Origin of the sequence: Actinokineospora spheciospongiae (assembly GCF_000564855.1) — a bacterium.
In the GTDB taxonomy this organism is placed as follows: Bacteria; Actinomycetota; Actinomycetes; order Mycobacteriales; family Pseudonocardiaceae; genus Actinokineospora; species Actinokineospora spheciospongiae.
The window spans coordinates 13,986-31,319 of record NZ_AYXG01000084.1 but is presented as its reverse complement, the minus strand read 5'-3'; the positions used below and the strand labels follow the sequence as shown (position 1 = coordinate 31,319).

Genomic DNA, 17,334 nt, shown 5'->3' with positions numbered 1-17,334 from the left:
ACCCCACCCGAGTGCCCCTGATGACCTGAGTGAGGAAGGAAGGCTGTGATGTTCGGAGAAGACAAGTTCGACGGACGTTCCTTCGCCCCGACGACCGCCGACCGCATCGCCGACCTGACCGGCAGGCAGGACGAGGTGGTCCGCCTGGCCGAGAAGCGGGCGGCCGACCGGCAGCACGCCAAGGGCAAGCTCACCGCGCGCGAGCGGATCGACCTGCTGGTCGACCCCGGCTCGTTCACCGAGCTGGACATGTTCACCCGGCACCGCACCACCGACTTCGGCATGGACGCCCAGCGCCCCTACGGCGACGGCGTGGTCACCGGTGAGGCCACCATCGACGGCCGCCAGGTGTGCCTGTTCTCCCAGGACTTCACCGTCTTCGGCGGCAGCATGGGCGAGGTGTTCGGCGGCAAGGTCCTCAAGGTGATGGACCTGGCGATGACCCTGGGCTGCCCCATCATCGGCATCAACGACTCCGGCGGCGCGCGCATCCAGGAGGGCGTGGTCTCCCTGGCGTACTACGCCGAGCTGGGCAGGCGCAACGCGCACGCCTCCGGGGTCATCCCGCAGATCTCGATGATCCTCGGCCCGTGCGCGGGCGGGGCGGTGTACTCCCCGGCGATGACCGACTTCACCGTCATGGTCGACGACACCTCGCACATGTTCGTCACCGGCCCCGAGGTGGTCAACGCCGTCACCGGGCAGCGGGTCACCCAGGACCAGCTCGGCGGCGCGGGGGTCAACAGCGAGGTCTCCGGGAACGCCCACTACCGCGCGGTCGACGAGCCCGACGCCATCGAGTGGGTGCAGACGCTGCTGGGCTACCTGCCCGCGAACAACGTCGAGCCCGCCCCGGTCTACGACTTCGACGGCGACCCCGAGGTCACCGCCTCCGACCGGGTGCTCGACCGGATCGTCCCGGACTCGCCAAACCAGGGCTACGACATGTACGAGGTCATCAGCCGGGTCCTCGACGACGGCGAGTTCACCGAGATCCACGCGGGCTTCGCCAGGAACATGATCTGCGCGTTCGGCCGCGTCGAGGGCCGCACGGTCGGCGTGGTGGCGAACCAGCCGCTGCACCAGGCGGGCGTCATCGACATCGACGCCTCGGAGAAGGCAGCTCGCTTTGTTCGCTTCTGCGACGCGTTCGACATCCCCCTCGTGACCTTTGTCGATGTTCCTGGTTACATGCCCGGTATGGACCAGGAGCGCGGCGGGATCATCCGGCGCGGCGCCAAGCTGATCTACAGCTACTCCGAGGCGACCGTGCCGATGGTGACGGTCGTGGTCCGCAAGGCCTACGGCGGGGGGTACGCGGTGATGGGGTCCAAGCACCTCGGCGCCGACGTCAACATCGCCTGGCCCACCGCCGAGATCGCGGTGATGGGCGCGCAGGGCGCGGTGCAGATCCTGCACCGCCGCGAGCTCAACGCCGCACCCGAGCCCGAGCGGGAAGCGCTGCGCCGCAAGCTGACCGACGAGTACCAGCAGTGGCAGACCACCCCGTACGTCGCCGCCGAGCGCGGCTACGTCGACATGGTGATCCCGCCGTCGCGGACCCGCGTCCAGGTCGCCCGCGCGCTGCGCTCGCTCCGCACCAAGAAGCAGACCCTTCCCGCGAAGAAGCACGGGAACATCCCCCTGTAGGGGAATGTGACAAGAACGGAGTGCCAGCCCATGCCACGGACACAAAGAGGTGACGTGTCGCGCCCACGCCGCTTACGCCGCAGCGTGATCGCGGGCGCGGCGGTCGTCCTGACCACTGTGGTGTCGGCGACCCTGGTGCAGAGCCCGGCGAACGCCGCGTGGCCGTGGTGGCCCACCAAGCCCACCCCGACCACCACGACCGCGGCCCCCGCGGCCACCCTCCCCTCCGGCGCCCCCCAGGTCACCGCCGACGACGGCGCCAAGGTCGTCAAGGAGACCCGGATCGACGAGCGCACCCTGGACCTGGAGATCCAGAGCCCGGCGCTGCTCAAGAACGGCATGGTCCGCGTCTACCTCCCCACCGACTGGTCGGCGACGGCCACCCGCACCTGGCCGCAGCTGTGGCTGCTGCACGGCTGCTGCGAAGACCTCGACTACAAGTCGTGGGACTCCATGACCGACGCCAAGGCGTTCACCGCCGACAAGGGCGTCATCACGGTCATGCCCACCGACGGCCCGGCGGGCATGTACTCCGAGTGGTGGAACCTCGGCCTGCGCAAGACGGCGAACTGGGAGGCCTTCCACATGAAGGAGGTCCTCCAGATCATCGAGCGCGGCTACAAGGGCGGCACCAAGCGCGCCGTCGCGGGCGTGTCGATCGGCGGCTACGGCGCCCTGGCCTACGGCTTCCGCTTCCCCGGCACCTTCGCCTCCGTCGCCTCCTACAGCGGCATCCCGAACACCATGTTCGTCGGCACCGCGGGCGTGATCAAGGGCATCCTGGTCCGCGAGGGCTTCTGGAACCCGGCCGACCTGTGGGGTGACGAGATGGTCACCTTCTGGATCTGGCAGGCGCACAACCCGTACAACAACATCGAGAAGTTCCGCGGCACCAACCTCTACATCAGCTCTGGCAACGGCGAGGTGGGCCCGCTGGACCCGCCCGGCAAGGGCGGCGACCCGCTGGACGCGTCCACGCTGCTGACCTCGCGCAGCTTCACCGACCGGCTCAAGCAGCTCGGTATCCCGGCCACTGTGGACTACTACGGCAAGGGCACCCACAGCTGGCCCTACTGGGAGCGCGCACTGCACAACTCCTGGCCGGTCCTGGCCAAGGGCCTCGGCATCTGAGCCCACCCGCTCCACGCGAAGGCCGCTCCCCCTCGGGGAGCGGCCTTCGTCGTTCCCGGCCCACCCGGTGGGTGGGCCGGGACCCGGGAGACTCGCCGGGGAAGTCCGGTGTGGACTCGCGGTCACCACCCCCTCACGGCCCGTGCTCTCCCGCCGCGCCACCACGCCGTTGCCCCCTCACCCGAGTCGATCAAGGGTTTGCCCACCGCCTGCTGCTCAGGGCACCCGAACGGGCCCTGTCAACCCCCGGGCGCGGCGCATTTGTCCGAATTCAACTACCCTCGGCAGCGTCGGTGCAGGTCGGACGCGGAGGTTGTCGGTGCTGGAGGTCAGTGGGCTCGCCTGGGCGGGAACCATCGCGGTGATCGTCGCGTTGTTGGCCCTGGACCTGGCGGTCGCCGCGTGGCGACCGCACCGGGTGGGCTTCAAGGAGGCCGTCGCCTGGTCGGTGTTCTACATCCTGGTGGCCGTCGCCTTCGGGGTGGTCTTCACCGTGGTCGCCGGGGGAGAGTTCGGCACCGAGTACTTCGCGGGCTACATCGTCGAGAAGAGCCTCAGCGTCGACAACCTGTTCGTGTTCGTGATCATCATGTCCACGTTCGCGGTCCCCGAGGAGCACCAGCACAAGGTGCTGACCTTCGGCATCGTCCTCGCGCTGGTCATGCGCGCCATCTTCATCCTGCTCGGCGCGGCCCTGCTCAACCTGTTCTCGTTCATGTTCCTGATCTTCGGCCTCCTGCTCATGTTCACCGCGGTCCAACTCTTCCGCCACCGCGACGAGGAACCCGACATCGAGGACAACGCGGTCGTCAAGATCGCCCGCAAGGCCTTCCCCGTCTCCGACGAGTACGACGGCGGCAAGCTGTTCACCAGGGTCACCGGCAAGCGCGTCGCCACGCCGCTGTTCCTGGTGCTGGTCGCCATCGGCGGCATCGACCTGCTCTTCGCCCTCGACTCCATCCCGGCGGTCTTCGGGGTGACCGAGGAGGCCTACATCGTCTTCACCGCGAACGCCTTCGCCCTGCTCGGCCTGCGCGCCCTCTACTTCCTGGTCAAGGGCCTGCTCGACCGCCTGGTGTACCTCTCGACCGGGCTGGCGATCATCCTGGCGTTCATCGGCGTGAAGCTGGTGCTGCACTGGGCGCACGTGGACATCAACCCGAGCGTCCCGGAGATCTCCACCCCGGTCAGCCTCATGGTGATCATCGGCATCCTGGTCGTGGTGACGGTGGCCAGCCTGGTCAAGACCCGCAACGACCCGGCGGCCAAGGCCAAGCCGGGCTCCCTGCGCGCCTCGAAGCCCCGCGAGGGGGAGCAGGGCTGACTCCGGCACCCGGCTCGTCGCCGCCTGCCGGGCGGCTGCGGCGCGGTCACCGCCGGACAGCACGACGCCGACCGCGCCGCCTGCTTGATCGACAAGGTGCTGTCCTCGGCCGTCCCTTGGATGTCCGGACGCGTCGGTTCCGAACTCGTCGACTTCCACCGCGAATCAGCGGTCCTGGTGAGCAACCCCGCCGTGCGCGGAATCCGCGACGCGATCACCGATCTCGTTCCCATCCACCGCTCTTCCCGAGGAACCTCGTGCGCATAGGAATCACCGGTCACAGCAACCTGACCACCGCCACCACCACCCTCATCGCCGACGCCCTCCGCGACACCCTCCGCGCATACCGGGGTTCGAACCTGGTCGGTGTCACCTGCCTCGCCCGTGGTGCCGACCAGATCTTCGCCCGTGTCGTCCTCGGACTCGGCGGGGTGGTCGAGGTCGTGCTGCCCGCGGCCGACTACCGCGAGCGCAAGGTCAAACCCGACAACGCCGTCGACTTCGACGCCCTCGTCGACGCGGCGCACCTGGTGCACACGATGCCCTTCGACACCTCGGATCGTTCCGCCTACCTGGCGGCGAGCGAACACGTGCTCAGCACCGTCGAGGCGATCGTGGCCGTCTGGGACGGCGCGCCGTCGACGGGGAGCGGCGGCACAGGTGACGTGGTCGAGGCCGCCCACCGACGTGGCACACCCGTCACCGTCGTCTGGCCCGCGGGCGCGGAACGCAGCCACTGACGGCGGCGGTCAGACGCGCCCACCCCGGTCGGGCCGCGGGTCCTGGAGGCGGCCCGCGTCGATCACGCGGCGCAGGAATTCGCGGGTGCGCGGCTGCTCCGGGTTGCCCAGGACCTGGGCGGCGGGGCCGGACTCGACGACCCGCCCGCCGTCGAGGAAGCAGATGCGGTCGGCGACCTGGCGGGCGAAGCCCATCTCGTGGGTGGCCATCAGGATGGTGCGGCCCGCCGCGGCGATCTCCCGGACCAGGGCCAGGACCTCGCCGACCAGTTCCGGGTCGAGGGCGCTGGTGATCTCGTCCAGCAGCAGCAGTTTCGGGTCGTAGGCCAGTGCGCGTGCCAGGGCCACCCGTTGCTGCTGGCCGCCGGAGAGCCGGTCGGGGTAGGCCGTGGCGCGGTCGGCCAGGCCGACCCGGGTCAGGAGGTCCATGGCGGTGGCGGTGGCCTCGGCGGGGGGCACGCCGTGCACCACGCGGGGGGCCAGGGTGATGTTGTCCAGGACCGTCATGTGCGGGAACAGGTTGTACGCCTGGAAGACCACGCCCATGTCGCGGCGGGCGAGGTCGGGGTCGACCCTGGGGTCGGAGACGTCGCGGCCGAGCAGGAAGACCTGCCCGTCGTCGATGTCCTCCAGGAGGTTCACGCAGCGCAGCAGGGTGGACTTGCCGGAGCCGGAGGCGCCGATGAGGGCGACCACCTCGCCCTCGGCGACCTCCAGGTCCACCCCGTCGAGCACCCGTTTGCCGCCGTACTCCTTGACCAGTCCGGTGACGCTCAGCACGTTCACAGCGCCCCCTGCCTGCGCGCCGCCCGGCGCGCGACCCGGTCGGCCAGTCTGCCCGAGGGGACGGCCAGCAGGACGAACAGCAGCCCGGCCACCACGTACGGGGTGAAGTCGTAGGCCAGTGACGACTCGATCTGCGCCGCGCGCACCGCGTCGACCGCGCCCAGCACCGAGATCAGACCGCAGTCCTTCTGCAGCGCCACGAAGTCGTTGAGCAGGGCGGGCAGAACCCGCCGCACCGCCTGCGGGAGGACCACCAGGCGCAGGGTGCGGCGGTGGTCCAGGCCCAGCGACCGCGCCGCCGCCACCTGCGACGGGTGCACCGACTCGATGCCCGCGCGGAACACCTCGGCCACGTAGGCGGAGTACACCAGCACCAAGGCGATCCCGCCGAGCACCACCGGGTCGGTGGGGACGCCGGACAGCCGCAGCCCCGGCAGGCCGAAGCCGACGAGGTACAGGCAGATCAGCAGCGGCAGACCGCGGAACAGGTCCACGTAGGCCGTCGACAGCGCCCGCAGCGGGAACCACACCGGGCCGCGCAGCGTCCGCGCCGCCGCGACGAGCAGGGCCAGCACCAGGACCGCGACCTCGCAGACCACCAGCACCCGGACGTTGAGCCACAGGCCCCCGGCGACCGCGGGCAGGGAGCGCAGCGCGACCCGCCAGTCGAAGAACGAGTCGCGCACCCGCGGCCAGCCCGGTGCGCCGGTCACCCCGAACCAGACGGCGGCGGCGAACACCACCGTGGAGGCCAGCGCGACCAGGGTGGAGCGCCTGGCCCGGGAGCGCCGGTAGGCCAGGCGCTCCCGCTGGAGGTCGCTGGTCACTTCAACTCGGGGGCGTTGCCCGCCGCGGCCAGCCACTCCTGTTCCAGCCGCGCCAGCGTCCCGTCGGCGCGCAGGGCGTCGACGGCGCCGGAGACGCACGCGGTCAGCGGGCTGCCCTTGTCCAGCACGGCGCCGAACCGCTCCGGTTCGCCGCCGCCGCGCGGGAGCTGGCCGACGATCGCGCCGTCGGTCAGCTCGGCGGAGGTCACGTAGAACGCCGTCGGCAGGTCGAGCACGAGGGCGTCGACCTGCCCGTTGCCCAGGGCGGCCTTGGCGTCGTCGTTGGTGTTGTAGACGGCCACTTCCCGCTCCGGGTCGAGCGCGGTCGCCGCGGTGTAGGAGGTGGTGCCGACCTGGGCGCCCAGCTTGACCTCGCGCAGGTCCGCGAGCGACTTCGCCCCCGCGGCGGGGGAGGTCTTGAGCGCCACCACGGCTTGGGCCACGTCGTAGTACGGCGTGGAGAAGTCGACGGCCTGCTTGCGCTCGTCGGTGATGGAGAACTCGGTGAGGTTGGCGTCGAAGGCCTTGGGGCCGGGCTGGATCGCCGCGGTGAAGGTGACCCTGGTCCAGGTCACCTCCTCGCGGGTGTAGCCGAGCCTGCCCGCCACGGCGTAGGCCACCGCGGACTCGAAGCCCTTGCCGGAGGTGGGGTCGTTGTCGACGTACCAGGGTTGGTACACCGGTTCGTCGGTGGCGAAGGTGAACTTCCCCGCCGTGCGGGTCTTGAGCGAGGACTTGGCGCAGTCACCGCCGGAGCGGGCGGTGCCCTCGTCGGTGGGGGCGCAGGCGGCGACCCCGCCCGCCAGGGTGACGGCGGCGAGGAGCAGAGCGGTCGTACGCATGTGGGCCATCATGGCGCACCCGGGGCCGGGTGCCCGCACTCCGGGACGGCGCGTCGGTCGGGCACCCCCGGGTGGGCGCCGAGCCGGTCGGGAGTTTTCGGCGCCGGGGGTCTGGTTCGGGCGGGCCGGGCGGTCTAGGTTCGGCGTACTTCGCGCAGGAGGAGGGCCCGTGGACGTCGGGAACCGTTGTGGCACAGGTGCATCCGTTCGGCTGGCGGCCGTTCGGAGCAGCCGGTGAGCGCCTGGCCGCAGTTGCGCGAGACCCGGGTGGTGCGCTCGGGCAGTCCACTGGGGACAGTGGTGTCGTGCAGCCTCACCGACATGATGCTGTCCGGCCTGCCGGTGTCGGTGGTGTTCTTCTACCGGGTCGCCCCCGACCTCGGGCGCCTCGCGGACGGGCTGGCGGGGGCGCTGCGCCACGTGCCCACCTTCGGCGGGAGGCTGCGCTCGACCGGCGACTCGCTGGAGATCGCCTGCGACGACGCGGGCGTGCCGCTGGCCGTCTACGACCTCGACGACACCCTGCCCGAGGCCATCGCCAGGGCCACGCTGCCCGCCGCGGGCCAGGTCGACCACGTCGACGCGCCCCGGGCCCGCGCGGGCGCCGACCCGCTGCTGACCGTCCGGGTGAGCCTGCTCTCCGACGGCGGCATGGCGCTGGGCTGCTCCTGGCACCACGCCGTCGGCGACATGGCGGCGTTCATGGTCTTCATGCGCGCCTGGTCGGCCTTCACCGAGGGCGGCGAACCCCCGGTGACCGACCTGGTCACCGACCGCGAGACCTACCTCGACACCGTGCTGCCGGAGGGCGGCGCGGACCGCCCCGGCTTCAAGTTGCCCGAGGGCGAGCACGCCGCGGAACTCGATCGGCACCTGGCCGCCGCCACCCGGGCCAACCGCACCACCCAGATCCACTTCCCCCGGCCCGAGGTCGACGCCCTGCGCGCCGCGGTGACCGCCGACGCGGGTCGCGGGCTGTCCACCAACGACGTCGTCTGCGCGCACGTCGCCTGCACCGTCCGCGCCCTGGACGGGGACACCGCCGTGCGCTGGTTCGCCATGCCGGTCAACGTCCGGCGCACCCTCGGCCTGCCCGACGACGTCGTCGGCAACTTCGTCGGCGAGGTCTTCCTCCCCGCCCCGGCCGACCGCACCGCGCACGCGGTGGCCATCCGCACCGAGGTCGACGCCTTCGCCTCCCGGCACCTGAACCTGCGGGCCAACCGCGAGTTCGTCCGCCGGGTCGGCCCGGCCAGGGTGCTGGAGTGCGTGCCGATCGGGTTCGACCCGGGCAACCGCACCCTGTCGATCACCAACTGGAGCCGCTTCGGCGTCTACGGCGTCGTCTTCGACGGCACCGCGCCCGCGTTCTTCAGCCCCACCACCAACCTGGCCCTGCCCTGGGTCGGCTGGCTGGTGGAGGGCTTCGACGACTCCGGCCTGCTGTGCACCCTGACCCTCCCGGCGAAGCTGGCGGCCAGGCTCCGCACCCCCGCCGGGCAGGCCCTCCTGCACGCCCACCGCCCGGCGGGCACCGAGGTCCCCGAGTTGGCCACCCGAATCCGCAGACTGGCCTGACCGGGTCGTTTTCAGGGCCGCTTAAGCCGCACCCGCCGCCCGCGCGGACACGCTGGCCGCATGAGCGAGGATGTGACGACCCGGGGTGGTGTCGTCGTCGACGACCGGCCGCCCGTCTCCCGGGGCTGGACCGCGCGGTACGCGATCGCCAGCACCGGCATGTGGCTGGCGTTCCTGACGCCCGCGCAGGCCCAGTTGGCCCGGCAGGCCGAGTTGTTCGACCCGGTGGGCAAGGCGGCGCTGCTCGGCCTGGCCACCGGTGTCGGTGCCGCGGTCACCGCCGTCGCGGTGCCGGTGTTCGGTGCCCTCAGCGACCGCACCCGCACCCGGTGGGGCCGTCGGCGGCCGTGGGTCGCGGGCGGCATCGCCGTCGCGGCGGCGGGCCTGGTGGCGCTGGCGGGCGCGCAGGGCGCGGTGTCGCTGGTCCTGGGCTGGGTGCTGGCGCAGGTGGGGCTCTCCGCGGTGCAGGCGGGCCTGGTCGCGACCATCCCCGACCGGGTGCCGCGCCCGCAGCTCGGCCTGGTGGCCGGGTGGGCGGGCATGACGCAGATGCTGGGCGCGCTGCTGGGCACGCTGCTGGTCAACCAGGTCGTCAAGGACCTCGCCCCCGGCTACTTGGCCTGCGCGGCGGTGGCCGTCCTGGCGGTCGTGCCGTTCCTGCTCGGGTACCGGGAGCCGCGGGACCTGCCCGCTCCGGTGCGCACGGGGCGGAGGTCGACCATCCAGATCACCCCGGACCTGGCCTGGGCGTGGGCCAGCCGCTTCCTGGTCACCCTCGGTTTCGCCCTGGTCACCCAGTACCTGCTCTACTACCTGACCGACGAGCTGGCCCTCGCCGACCCGCAGCGCGGCGTGCTGGTCATCACCGCCGTCACCGTGCTCGGCGCCATGGTCTCCGCCCTGGTCACCGGCCGCTGGTCCGACCGCCTCGGCAGGCGCAAGGTGTTCGTCGCGGTGGGTGGTGCGCTGATGGGCGCGGGCGCGCTGTTCCTGGCCCTGGTGCCCGCCTGGCCGGTCACCGCGGTCGCGGCGGGCGCGGTCGGCCTCGGCTTCGGCACGTTCCTCGCGGTGGACCTCGCCGTGATCGCCACCGTGCTGCCCTCGGCCGCCGACACCGGCCGCGACCTCGGCGTCTTCGCCATCGCCAACGCCGCCCCGCAGGTGTTGGCCCCGGTGCTGGCGGTGCCGGTGCTCGCGGTGTCCGGCTACCGGGGCCTGTACCTGGTCACGGCGGTGGTGGCGGTGGTCGGCGGGTTGCTGGTGCGGCGGGTCCGCTCGGTCGGCTGACCGGGTTGCCGAACGCGACAACGGTCTCCCCGGGGGGAGGCCGTTGTCGCCTCAGAGCACTGTCCGTCCCGGACACCGCCGCGCGGTGCCGGTCGTGGTCGAAACCCGCGCTTCTGTTCCGTCACAACGCTTCCGCGAGTCGGGAGCGCGTCCCGGTCAGCAGCCCATCTCCCGGTGGTCGCGCCAGAACTGCGCCGCGGTCAGCACCGACAGCCCGTTGCGGCCGAACACCAGGAAGTCCGATGGTCGGACCTCCCCGATCAGCCCGCCGTCGCGCAGCACGCCCACCGCGACGTCCTCCCGCCACTCCACAGAGAACTCCGCGCGCACCTTCCCCTCGGCGCGCAGCGCCGCCACCCACCGCCGCATCTCCCACAGCAGCGAGGGGTCGTCGTAGGCCACGGCCCGCACCGGCGCCGCCCACGGCTGGTAGACCCGCACCGCCCCTTTCGACCCGCCGGGAATCGGATCGCTCGTCCTGTCGCTGGTCCGGCCACTCGATTTGATCATCCCCACCGCACGACACTACCATCGATTCGAACATGCGTTCGAGTGCGGTGGAGCTGTGCGTAGAGTCACCGCGAGGAGGACCTCAACGGGGTCTCAGCGACCACGGGATACGGTGACCCCCGAAACCGGGTGGGGAGTGGCCGACATGGTGACCATGGGCAAAAGCGCGCTGACGTGGGTGCGCAAGACGATGGCGCGCGCGGTGCTGAAGCGCGTGGGCCCGCGGGCGCTGTCCCTGCTGCCCGACAACCTGCTGGTGCCGCTGCGCCGTGACGACCTCGAACCGGTGACCGAACTCGACGAACTGGCCGACCGGGCACCGCTCACCCTGCTGCCCGCCCCGTTCGGGGTGCGGCTGTGGCTGGTCACCGGCTACGACGAGTGCAAGCAGGTGCTGGCCGACAGCACCGGCTTCAGCAACGACTTCTCCCACCTGGGCAAGATCCTGGAGCTGGAGCAGAACCCCGGCGGCCTCGGCTTCGCCGACCCGCCGGTGCACACCCGGCTGCGCAAGGTCCTCACGCCCGAGTTCACCATGCGCAGGCTGTCGCGGCTGGCCCCGCGCATCGACGAGATCATCGCCGACTGCCTCGACGACATGGCCGCCGCCGACGGCCCGGTCGACCTGGTGGAGAAGTTCGCGCTGCCGATCCCGTCGCTGACCATCTGCGAGCTGCTCGGCGTCCCCTACGCCGACCGCGAGGAGTTCCAGCGGCTGGCCGAGGCGCGGTTCGACCTGTTCGGCGGCGCGGGCGCGGGCTTCGGCCACATCTCCGAGTCGCTGGCCTACCTCAAGCGGGTCGTGCGGCAGCAGCGCGAGCAGCCCGGCGACGGCCTGATCGGCATGATCATCCGCGAGCACGGCGACGACGTAGACGACGACGAGCTGGCGGGCCTGGCCGACGGCGTGCTCACCGGCGGCTTCGAGACCACCGCCAGCATGCTCGCCCTCGGCGCCCTGGTGCTGCTGCGCGACGACAAGACCGCCGCCCTGCTGCGCGAGGACGACAGCGCCATCAACCCGTTCGTCGACGAGATGCTGCGCTACCTGACCGTGGTGCAGGTGGCGTTCCTGCGCTTCGCCCGCAAGGACATGGTCATCGGCGGTCAGACCGTCCTGGAGGGCGACGTGGTGGCGTGCTCGCTGAACGCGGCCAACCGCGACGAGTCCGGCCTCGGCGCGGGCATCCGGCAGTTCGACCCGACCAGGGCACCCAGCGCGCACGTGGCCTTCGGCTTCGGCGCGCACCGCTGCATCGGCGCCGAACTGGCCAAGATGGAGCTGCGCGCGGCCTACCCGGCCCTGGTCCGCCGCTTCCCGGACCTGCGCTTCGACCCCACCGCGGGGCCGCTGGCCTTCCGCGAGACGTCGATCGTCTACGGCGTGGAGTCCATCTCCGTCCTCACCTGAGGACCCTGCGGATCACCTGAAGAACCCCCGCCGCACCCTGCGCGGTGGGGGTCGGCCGCGCCATGCTCGGGGGCATGACCGCACTGGAGGACCGCGCCGCGGTGCGCAGGCTGCTCGACCGGTTCGGCTTCGGCCCGCGCCGGGGCGACCTCGACCGGGGGTTCGCCGAAACCCTCGACCGGCTCCTGGCGCCCGCCGCGCCGGTCGCCGCCCCGGACCTGCCCGCGCCGGAGCGGCCTGCCGGGAACCAGGAGGCCAAGAAGCGCGCCAACGCCGCCCGCGCCGACCAGGAGGAGCGGTTCGCGGGGTGGTGGCTCGACCGCATGGTGGCCGAGCCGACCGCCACCGAGCGGCTGACCTGGTTCTGGCACGGCCACTTCGCCACCAGCGAGCAGAAGGTGCGCAGCCCCCGGGCCATGCTCGCGCAGAACCGGACCTTCCGCGCGCACGCCCTCGGTTCCTTCACCGACCTGGCGGGCGCGCTCGTCGTGGACCCGGCCATGCTGCTGTGGCTCGACGGCAACGACAACACCGCGGCCGCGCCGAACGAGAACCTGGCCCGCGAGTTCATGGAGTTGTTCGCCCTGGGCATCGGCCACTACAGCGAGGGCGACGTCCGCGAGGCCGCCAAGGCGCTCACCGGCTGGCGCGCCACCCGCGAGCAGGACGCGGCCCGGTTCACCGACAAGCGGCACGACCGGTCGGCGGTCACGCTGTTCGGCCGGACCGGTCCGCTCGACGCCCCCGGTTTCGTGGCCGCGGTGCTGGCCCACCCGGAGTCGGCCGGGTTCGTGGTGGGGCGGCTGTGGTTCCGGCTGGTGTCGTCGTCCCCGCCCCCGGCCGACGTCCTCGACCGCCTCACCGCCGCCTACGGCCCCGGTCGCGACGTCGCGGCCACCCTGCGCGCCATCGCCGCCGAACCCGCCTTCCGCGACTCGGCCACCACGCTGGTCAAACAGCCGGTGGAGTGGCTGGTCGGGCTGCTGCGGGCGGTCGACGTGCGGCCGTCCGCGCTGCCGGACAAGACCCGTAAGCGCGTCCGGATCGGACTGGCGGGCATGGGGCAGGTCCCGCTGCGCCCGCCCAGCGTCGGCGGCTGGCCCGCCGCGGCGGCGTGGCTGACCACCTCGGCGGGCGCCGCCCGGCTCACCCTGGCCCGGGCCGTCGTCGCCGGAGCCGACCTGACCGCCGTCGGCGGCGACCCGGTCGAGGACGCGCGGGTCCTGCTCGGCGTGGACTCCTGGTCGGACCGGACCAGGTCGGCGCTGGAACAGGTGCGGGGCGACCCGAAGCAGTTGGTGGCGATCGCCGCGTGTGCCCCCGAATACGTCGTGAGCGGATGAGGAGGAACCATGGACTCGGTGACGCGCAGGCGTTTCCTGACCCTGACCGGTGTCGCGGGCGCGGGTGCCCTCGCCGCGGGGGCCACCCGGGTCGACTGGGGCACGCTGATGACGGCGGCCTCCGACACCCCGCTGGACCCGGGCGCGGGCGTGCTCGTCGTGGTCACCCTCTACGGCGGCAACGACGGCCTGAACACGGTCGTCCCGGCGGGGGACGCGGTGTACCAGGACCTGCGGTCGGACCTGGCGTACCGGCCGGAGGAGGTGCTGGACCTGGGGGAGGGGTTGGGCCTCAACCCCGGGATGACGGGCTTCAAGGGCCTGTGGGACCAGCGGCGGCTGGCGGTCGTGCGCGGTGTCGGCTACCCGGAACCGGACCGCAGCCACTTCCGGTCGATGGCCATCTGGCAGACCGCCACCCCGGGGTCCGCGTCCACCACGGGCTGGCTGGGCCGCTGGCTGGACACACTGGACGGTGACCCCCTGCACGCGCTGTCGGTGGAACCCGTTGCCCCGCCCCTGTTCGCGGGCGAGAAGGGCGGTGCGGCCAGTTTTCCGGTCAACGGCCTGACCCTGCCCGGGGGCAACCCGGGCAAGGCCTTCAAGGCGCTCGGCCACGCCCAGGAAGGCGAGGACCCCTGGCGGGCGAGGGCGGCGAAGGCCATCGCCGACCTGCACCGCGGCGTGGACACCTTCGCCGAGCCCGCCGCGGGCGAGGACCGGTCCGCCCCGGAGGACGAGCAGTCGACCAAGGGCGCCTCCGCGGGCGGCGGTTCGGCCCTGGGCAGGCAGCTCGCCATGGTCGCCAACCTCATCGAGGCGGGTGTCCCGACCCGGGCCTACTCGGTCTCCCTGGGCGGCTTCGACACCCACGCCGACGAGCGGGGGACCCAGCAGCGCCTGCTGACCGAACTCGACGGCGCACTCACCCCGTTCGCCGACCGGATGCGCGGGACCGACCGGGGGCGCAACGTGGTGGTCCTGGTGTACTCCGAGTTCGGCAGGCGGGTCCGCGCCAACGCGGGCCAGGGGACCGACCACGGCACCGCGGGCCCGGTCTTCCTGCTGGGCGAACCCGTCGCGGGCGGCTTCCACGGCGAACAGCCCGGCCTGGCGGACCTGGACGGGGACGACCTCAAGGCCACCACGGACTTCCGGGACGTGTACGCGACCCTCTTGGGCAGGGTTCTCGCCGCCGACCCCGCGCGCGTCCTCGACGGCCACCGGGGGAACGTCGACCACCTGATCCGCGCCTGACCGGGCAGCGGCGAGTCGGCGGAGGGCGGTGGGGCGTGGGCGGGTTGCGGACCGCGTCGTTGCGGTGGCGGGTGACGGTCACGGCCTGCGCGGTGGTCGGCGTCGTGCTGATCGCGCTCGGGGTCGTGGTGCGGACGGTGTTCGTGGGGCAGGTGGAGCGCGGGCTGGACGGGCTGGTGGCGAACCGGGCGCAGCTCGGGCGCCAGTTGGCGCGGGAGGGCGTCGGCCCCGCCGCGCTGGTCCGCCGGGTGGACGCCCACGGGGTGCGGGTGGGGCTGACGCTGGCCTCGGGGGAGAGCTTCGGGGAGGTCGGGGGTCCGCCGGAACCCGGTGTCCGCAGGGTGCGGATCTCCCTGGCCGAGCCGGGCAGGCTCGACGGTGCCGTGCTGGTGCTCAGCGTGGACACGGCCCTGGTGGACGGTGCGACGTCCGCGTTGGACCGGGTGCTGCTGATCGGCGGGGCGGCGGCGCTGCTCGCGGCGGTGTCGGCGCTGCTGTGGGGGATGCGGGCGGCGCTCGCGCCGCTGGACGCGATGACCCGGCTGGCGCGCGCCACCGCCGCGGGTGGGCGGGGGGCGCGGTTGGCGCCCACCCACCCGGACACCGAACTCGGCCGAACGGCCCGCGCCTTCAACGAGATGCTCGACAGCCTGGAGGGCGCCGAGGACCGCCTCCGCCGGTTCGTCTCCGACGCCGCGCACGAGCTGCGCACCCCCGTCGCCGGGGTGCAGGCCGCGGTGGAGGCGGTCCTCGACCCGGACGTGGACCCGGAGACCCGCGACCGGCTGCACCTGCACCTGATCCGCGAGTCCCGCCGGGCCGCCCGGCTGGTCGACGACCTGCTGCACCTGGCCCGCCTGGACGCGGGCATCGACCTCGACCCGTCCCCGGTGGACCTGCTCGACCTGGCCCACGCGCACGCCGACCGGGTGCGCCTGGTCGCCCCCGAGGTGCGGGTCGTCGTCTCCGGCACGCCCACGACGGTGGTGGCCGACGCCGAACGCCTGACCCAGGTCCTCACCAACCTCACCGACAACGCGCGCAAAGCCATGGGCGGCAGGGGAACCCTGACCCTGGCCGTCACCGCGGCCGACGGGCACGCGCTGCTCGACGTGCGCGACACCGGTCCCGGGATCGCCCAGGAGAACCGGGAACGCGTCTTCGACCGGCTGGTGCGCTTCTCCGGCGGCGCGGGCGCGGGTCTCGGCCTCCCGATCGCCCGCGGCCTGGCCAGGGCCCACGGCGGCGAACTCTTCTGCCTGCCCGCGGAGGGCGGCGCGTTCCGCCTGGTGCTGCCGGGGTAGGCCTACTCGCGCAGGGTGTAGCCGTGGCCCCGGATGGTGTGGATCAGGCGGGGGCCGTGGGCTTCGAGCTTGCGGCGCAGGGCGCTGATGTTGACCTCGACCAGGTTCGCCGCGTAGTCCTCGTAACCCCAGACCGCGCCCAGGATCTGGGTCTTGGTCGCCACCCGGTCCTTGCGGGCGGCGAGGAAGGCCAGCAGCCGCAGCTCCGTCGCGGTCAGCTCGACCGGGGTGCCCGCCCGGGTGACCACCCCGGACTCCACGTCCACCAGCAGGTCCGCCACCTCCACGACCGGGACGGCGCGGCCGGAGCGGCGCAGCACCGCCGCGACCCTGGCGAGGAGTTCGGCCAGCACGAACGGTTTGACCACGTAGTCGTCCGCCCCGGCGCGCAGGCCGCGCAGGCGGTCGTCGACGCCGTCGCGGGCGGTGACGACGATGACGCCCGCCGGGACGGTGCGGCGGACCACGTCGAGCAGGGTGAAGCCGTCGCGGCCGGGCAGCAGCACGTCCAGGATCACCAGGTCGGGGCGGAACCCCGCCAGCGCGGACTCCAGCGCCGCGCCGTCGGGCAGGGCCAGCACCCGGTGGCCCGCGGCGACCAGCGCCGACTCCACCGACTCCCGGATCGCCGGGGAGTCCTCGACCACCAGCACCCGCGCCGCGTCCACCGCGGCATTGTCGCACCACCGGAGGGGGCCGGTGGCGCGACGGGCGCGGGTCACGCCCGCGCGGGTGCCGGTGCGGTCGGGGTGTCGGCGGCGGTGCGGGGTCAGTACTTGCCGAACGCCCAGTTGCCCGGCGAGGCCTCGTCGTCGCTGCGGAAGAACTGCTCCACGCCCCGGACGTACTCCGGCTTGCTGACGTACCCGTCGCCGTCGACGTCGAGCGCCTTGAAGCCCTGCTCGCTGTCGGCGCGCGGGATGCCCAGCTTGGCGTCCAGGGTGACCCACTCGCCCAGGCTGATCAGGCCGTCGCGGTCGATGTCGGTGATGTCGCGGATGACCACGCCGAGCTTGATCGCCCCGTCGGTGACCGCGTCGGCGTCGGCGGCGGCGACGAACTCGGCCCGGCTGACCCGCTGGTCGCCGTCGGAGTCGAGGGTCTGCTGCAGCGCCCGCCACAGCGACGACGCCTCCCGCTGCACGATCCTGGCCTCCAGGGAACCGCCCGCCCCGGCCGCGGCGATCGCCTTGGCGGCGAAGTCCTCCAGGTCGCTCTCCTCGACGAAACCACTGCCGTCGCTGTCGAGCAGCTCGAAGAGCCGGGACAGCTTGCGTTCCTGAATCTGTGCGGGCACAGGCCCATCCTTTCCCCACGCACGGACGAATCGGGCATGATCTTCCC

16 protein-coding genes are annotated in these 17,334 nt (G+C 72.8%); 10 read left to right on the top strand and 6 right to left on the bottom strand.

Going from position 1 to position 17,334, the window contains the following annotated elements; translation table 11 throughout:
• Nucleotides 1–48: 48 nt before the first annotated feature.
• The 4 genes from UO65_RS12065 to UO65_RS12050 all read left to right on the top strand — a co-directional run bounded on the left by UO65_RS12065 (nt 49) and on the right by UO65_RS12050 (nt 4,845).
• Nucleotides 49–1,650 carry an acyl-CoA carboxylase subunit beta gene (locus UO65_RS12065; protein ID WP_052021074.1) on the top strand — a complete coding sequence of 534 codons (1,602 nt, stop codon included), beginning with the start codon at nt 49–51 and terminating at the stop codon, nt 1,648–1,650.
• A 54-nt stretch (nt 1,651–1,704) separates the two neighbouring features.
• Nucleotides 1,705–2,781, top strand: coding sequence for an alpha/beta hydrolase (locus tag UO65_RS12060; protein ID WP_233427544.1), 1,077 nt, complete (start codon nt 1,705–1,707; stop codon nt 2,779–2,781).
• A 319-nt stretch (nt 2,782–3,100) separates the two neighbouring features.
• Complete coding sequence (locus tag UO65_RS12055) at nt 3,101–4,105, top strand: TerC family protein (protein ID WP_035281811.1); 1,005 nt, start codon at nt 3,101–3,103, stop codon at nt 4,103–4,105.
• A gap of 257 nt (nt 4,106–4,362) precedes the next feature.
• Entirely contained in the window at nt 4,363–4,845 is a 483-nt protein-coding gene (locus UO65_RS12050) for a hypothetical protein (protein ID WP_035281809.1), read from the top strand.
• Between the two features lie 9 nt (nt 4,846–4,854).
• On the opposite strand, the gene UO65_RS12045 is transcribed toward UO65_RS12050, so the two are convergent.
• From UO65_RS12045 to UO65_RS12035, 3 genes are read right to left on the bottom strand one after another with little or no spacing between them, the layout of a single operon-like run.
• A complete protein-coding gene (locus UO65_RS12045; protein WP_052021073.1) occupies nt 4,855–5,631 on the bottom strand; it encodes an amino acid ABC transporter ATP-binding protein in 777 nt (258 codons plus the stop codon).
• Nucleotides 5,628–6,458: an amino acid ABC transporter permease gene (locus UO65_RS12040; protein ID WP_035281807.1), complete on the bottom strand. Its 831-nt coding sequence runs from the start codon at nt 6,456–6,458 to the stop codon at nt 5,628–5,630. The genes UO65_RS12045 and UO65_RS12040 overlap by 4 nt, the downstream gene beginning before the upstream one ends.
• Entirely contained in the window at nt 6,455–7,300 is an 846-nt protein-coding gene (locus tag UO65_RS12035; RefSeq protein ID WP_035281837.1) for an ABC transporter substrate-binding protein, read from the bottom strand. Before UO65_RS12035 ends, UO65_RS12040 begins: the two co-directional genes overlap by 4 nt.
• A gap of 234 nt (nt 7,301–7,534) precedes the next feature.
• On the opposite strand from UO65_RS12035, the gene UO65_RS12030 reads away from it, so the two are divergent.
• Both UO65_RS12030 and UO65_RS12025 read left to right on the top strand, forming a co-directional pair.
• A complete protein-coding gene (locus UO65_RS12030; RefSeq protein WP_152552070.1) occupies nt 7,535–8,878 on the top strand; it encodes an acyltransferase in 1,344 nt (447 codons plus the stop codon).
• Between the two features lie 60 nt (nt 8,879–8,938).
• Nucleotides 8,939–10,165: an MFS transporter gene (locus tag UO65_RS12025; protein WP_084175487.1), complete on the top strand. Its 1,227-nt coding sequence runs from the start codon at nt 8,939–8,941 to the stop codon at nt 10,163–10,165.
• Between the two features lie 156 nt (nt 10,166–10,321).
• On the opposite strand, the gene UO65_RS12020 is transcribed toward UO65_RS12025, so the two are convergent.
• Entirely contained in the window at nt 10,322–10,606 is a 285-nt protein-coding gene (locus tag UO65_RS12020) for a hypothetical protein (RefSeq protein WP_035281801.1), read from the bottom strand.
• A 214-nt stretch (nt 10,607–10,820) separates the two neighbouring features.
• On the opposite strand from UO65_RS12020, the gene UO65_RS12015 reads away from it, so the two are divergent.
• From UO65_RS12015 to UO65_RS12000, 4 genes are all read left to right on the top strand, one after another.
• A complete protein-coding gene (locus UO65_RS12015) occupies nt 10,821–12,086 on the top strand; it encodes a cytochrome P450 (RefSeq protein ID WP_035281835.1) in 1,266 nt (421 codons plus the stop codon).
• A gap of 74 nt (nt 12,087–12,160) precedes the next feature.
• A complete protein-coding gene (locus tag UO65_RS12010; RefSeq protein WP_035281833.1) occupies nt 12,161–13,429 on the top strand; it encodes a DUF1800 domain-containing protein in 1,269 nt (422 codons plus the stop codon).
• 9 nt (nt 13,430–13,438) lie between these two features.
• The gene (locus UO65_RS12005; protein WP_035281799.1) at nt 13,439–14,686 is read left to right on the top strand and encodes a DUF1501 domain-containing protein; all 1,248 of its coding nucleotides are present in this window, start codon (nt 13,439–13,441) and stop codon (nt 14,684–14,686) included.
• A 35-nt stretch (nt 14,687–14,721) separates the two neighbouring features.
• Complete coding sequence (locus UO65_RS12000; protein ID WP_035281797.1) at nt 14,722–15,990, top strand: sensor histidine kinase; 1,269 nt, start codon at nt 14,722–14,724, stop codon at nt 15,988–15,990.
• A gap of 2 nt (nt 15,991–15,992) precedes the next feature.
• On the opposite strand, the gene UO65_RS11995 is transcribed toward UO65_RS12000, so the two are convergent.
• Both UO65_RS11995 and UO65_RS11990 read right to left on the bottom strand, forming a co-directional pair.
• The gene (locus tag UO65_RS11995) at nt 15,993–16,658 is read right to left on the bottom strand and encodes a response regulator transcription factor (RefSeq protein WP_035281795.1); all 666 of its coding nucleotides are present in this window, start codon (nt 16,656–16,658) and stop codon (nt 15,993–15,995) included.
• A gap of 101 nt (nt 16,659–16,759) precedes the next feature.
• On the bottom strand, nt 16,760–17,287 hold the full coding sequence (locus UO65_RS11990; protein ID WP_035281793.1) for an EF-hand domain-containing protein: 528 nt from the start codon (nt 17,285–17,287) through the stop codon (nt 16,760–16,762).
• Between the last annotated feature and the right edge of the window lie 47 nt (nt 17,288–17,334).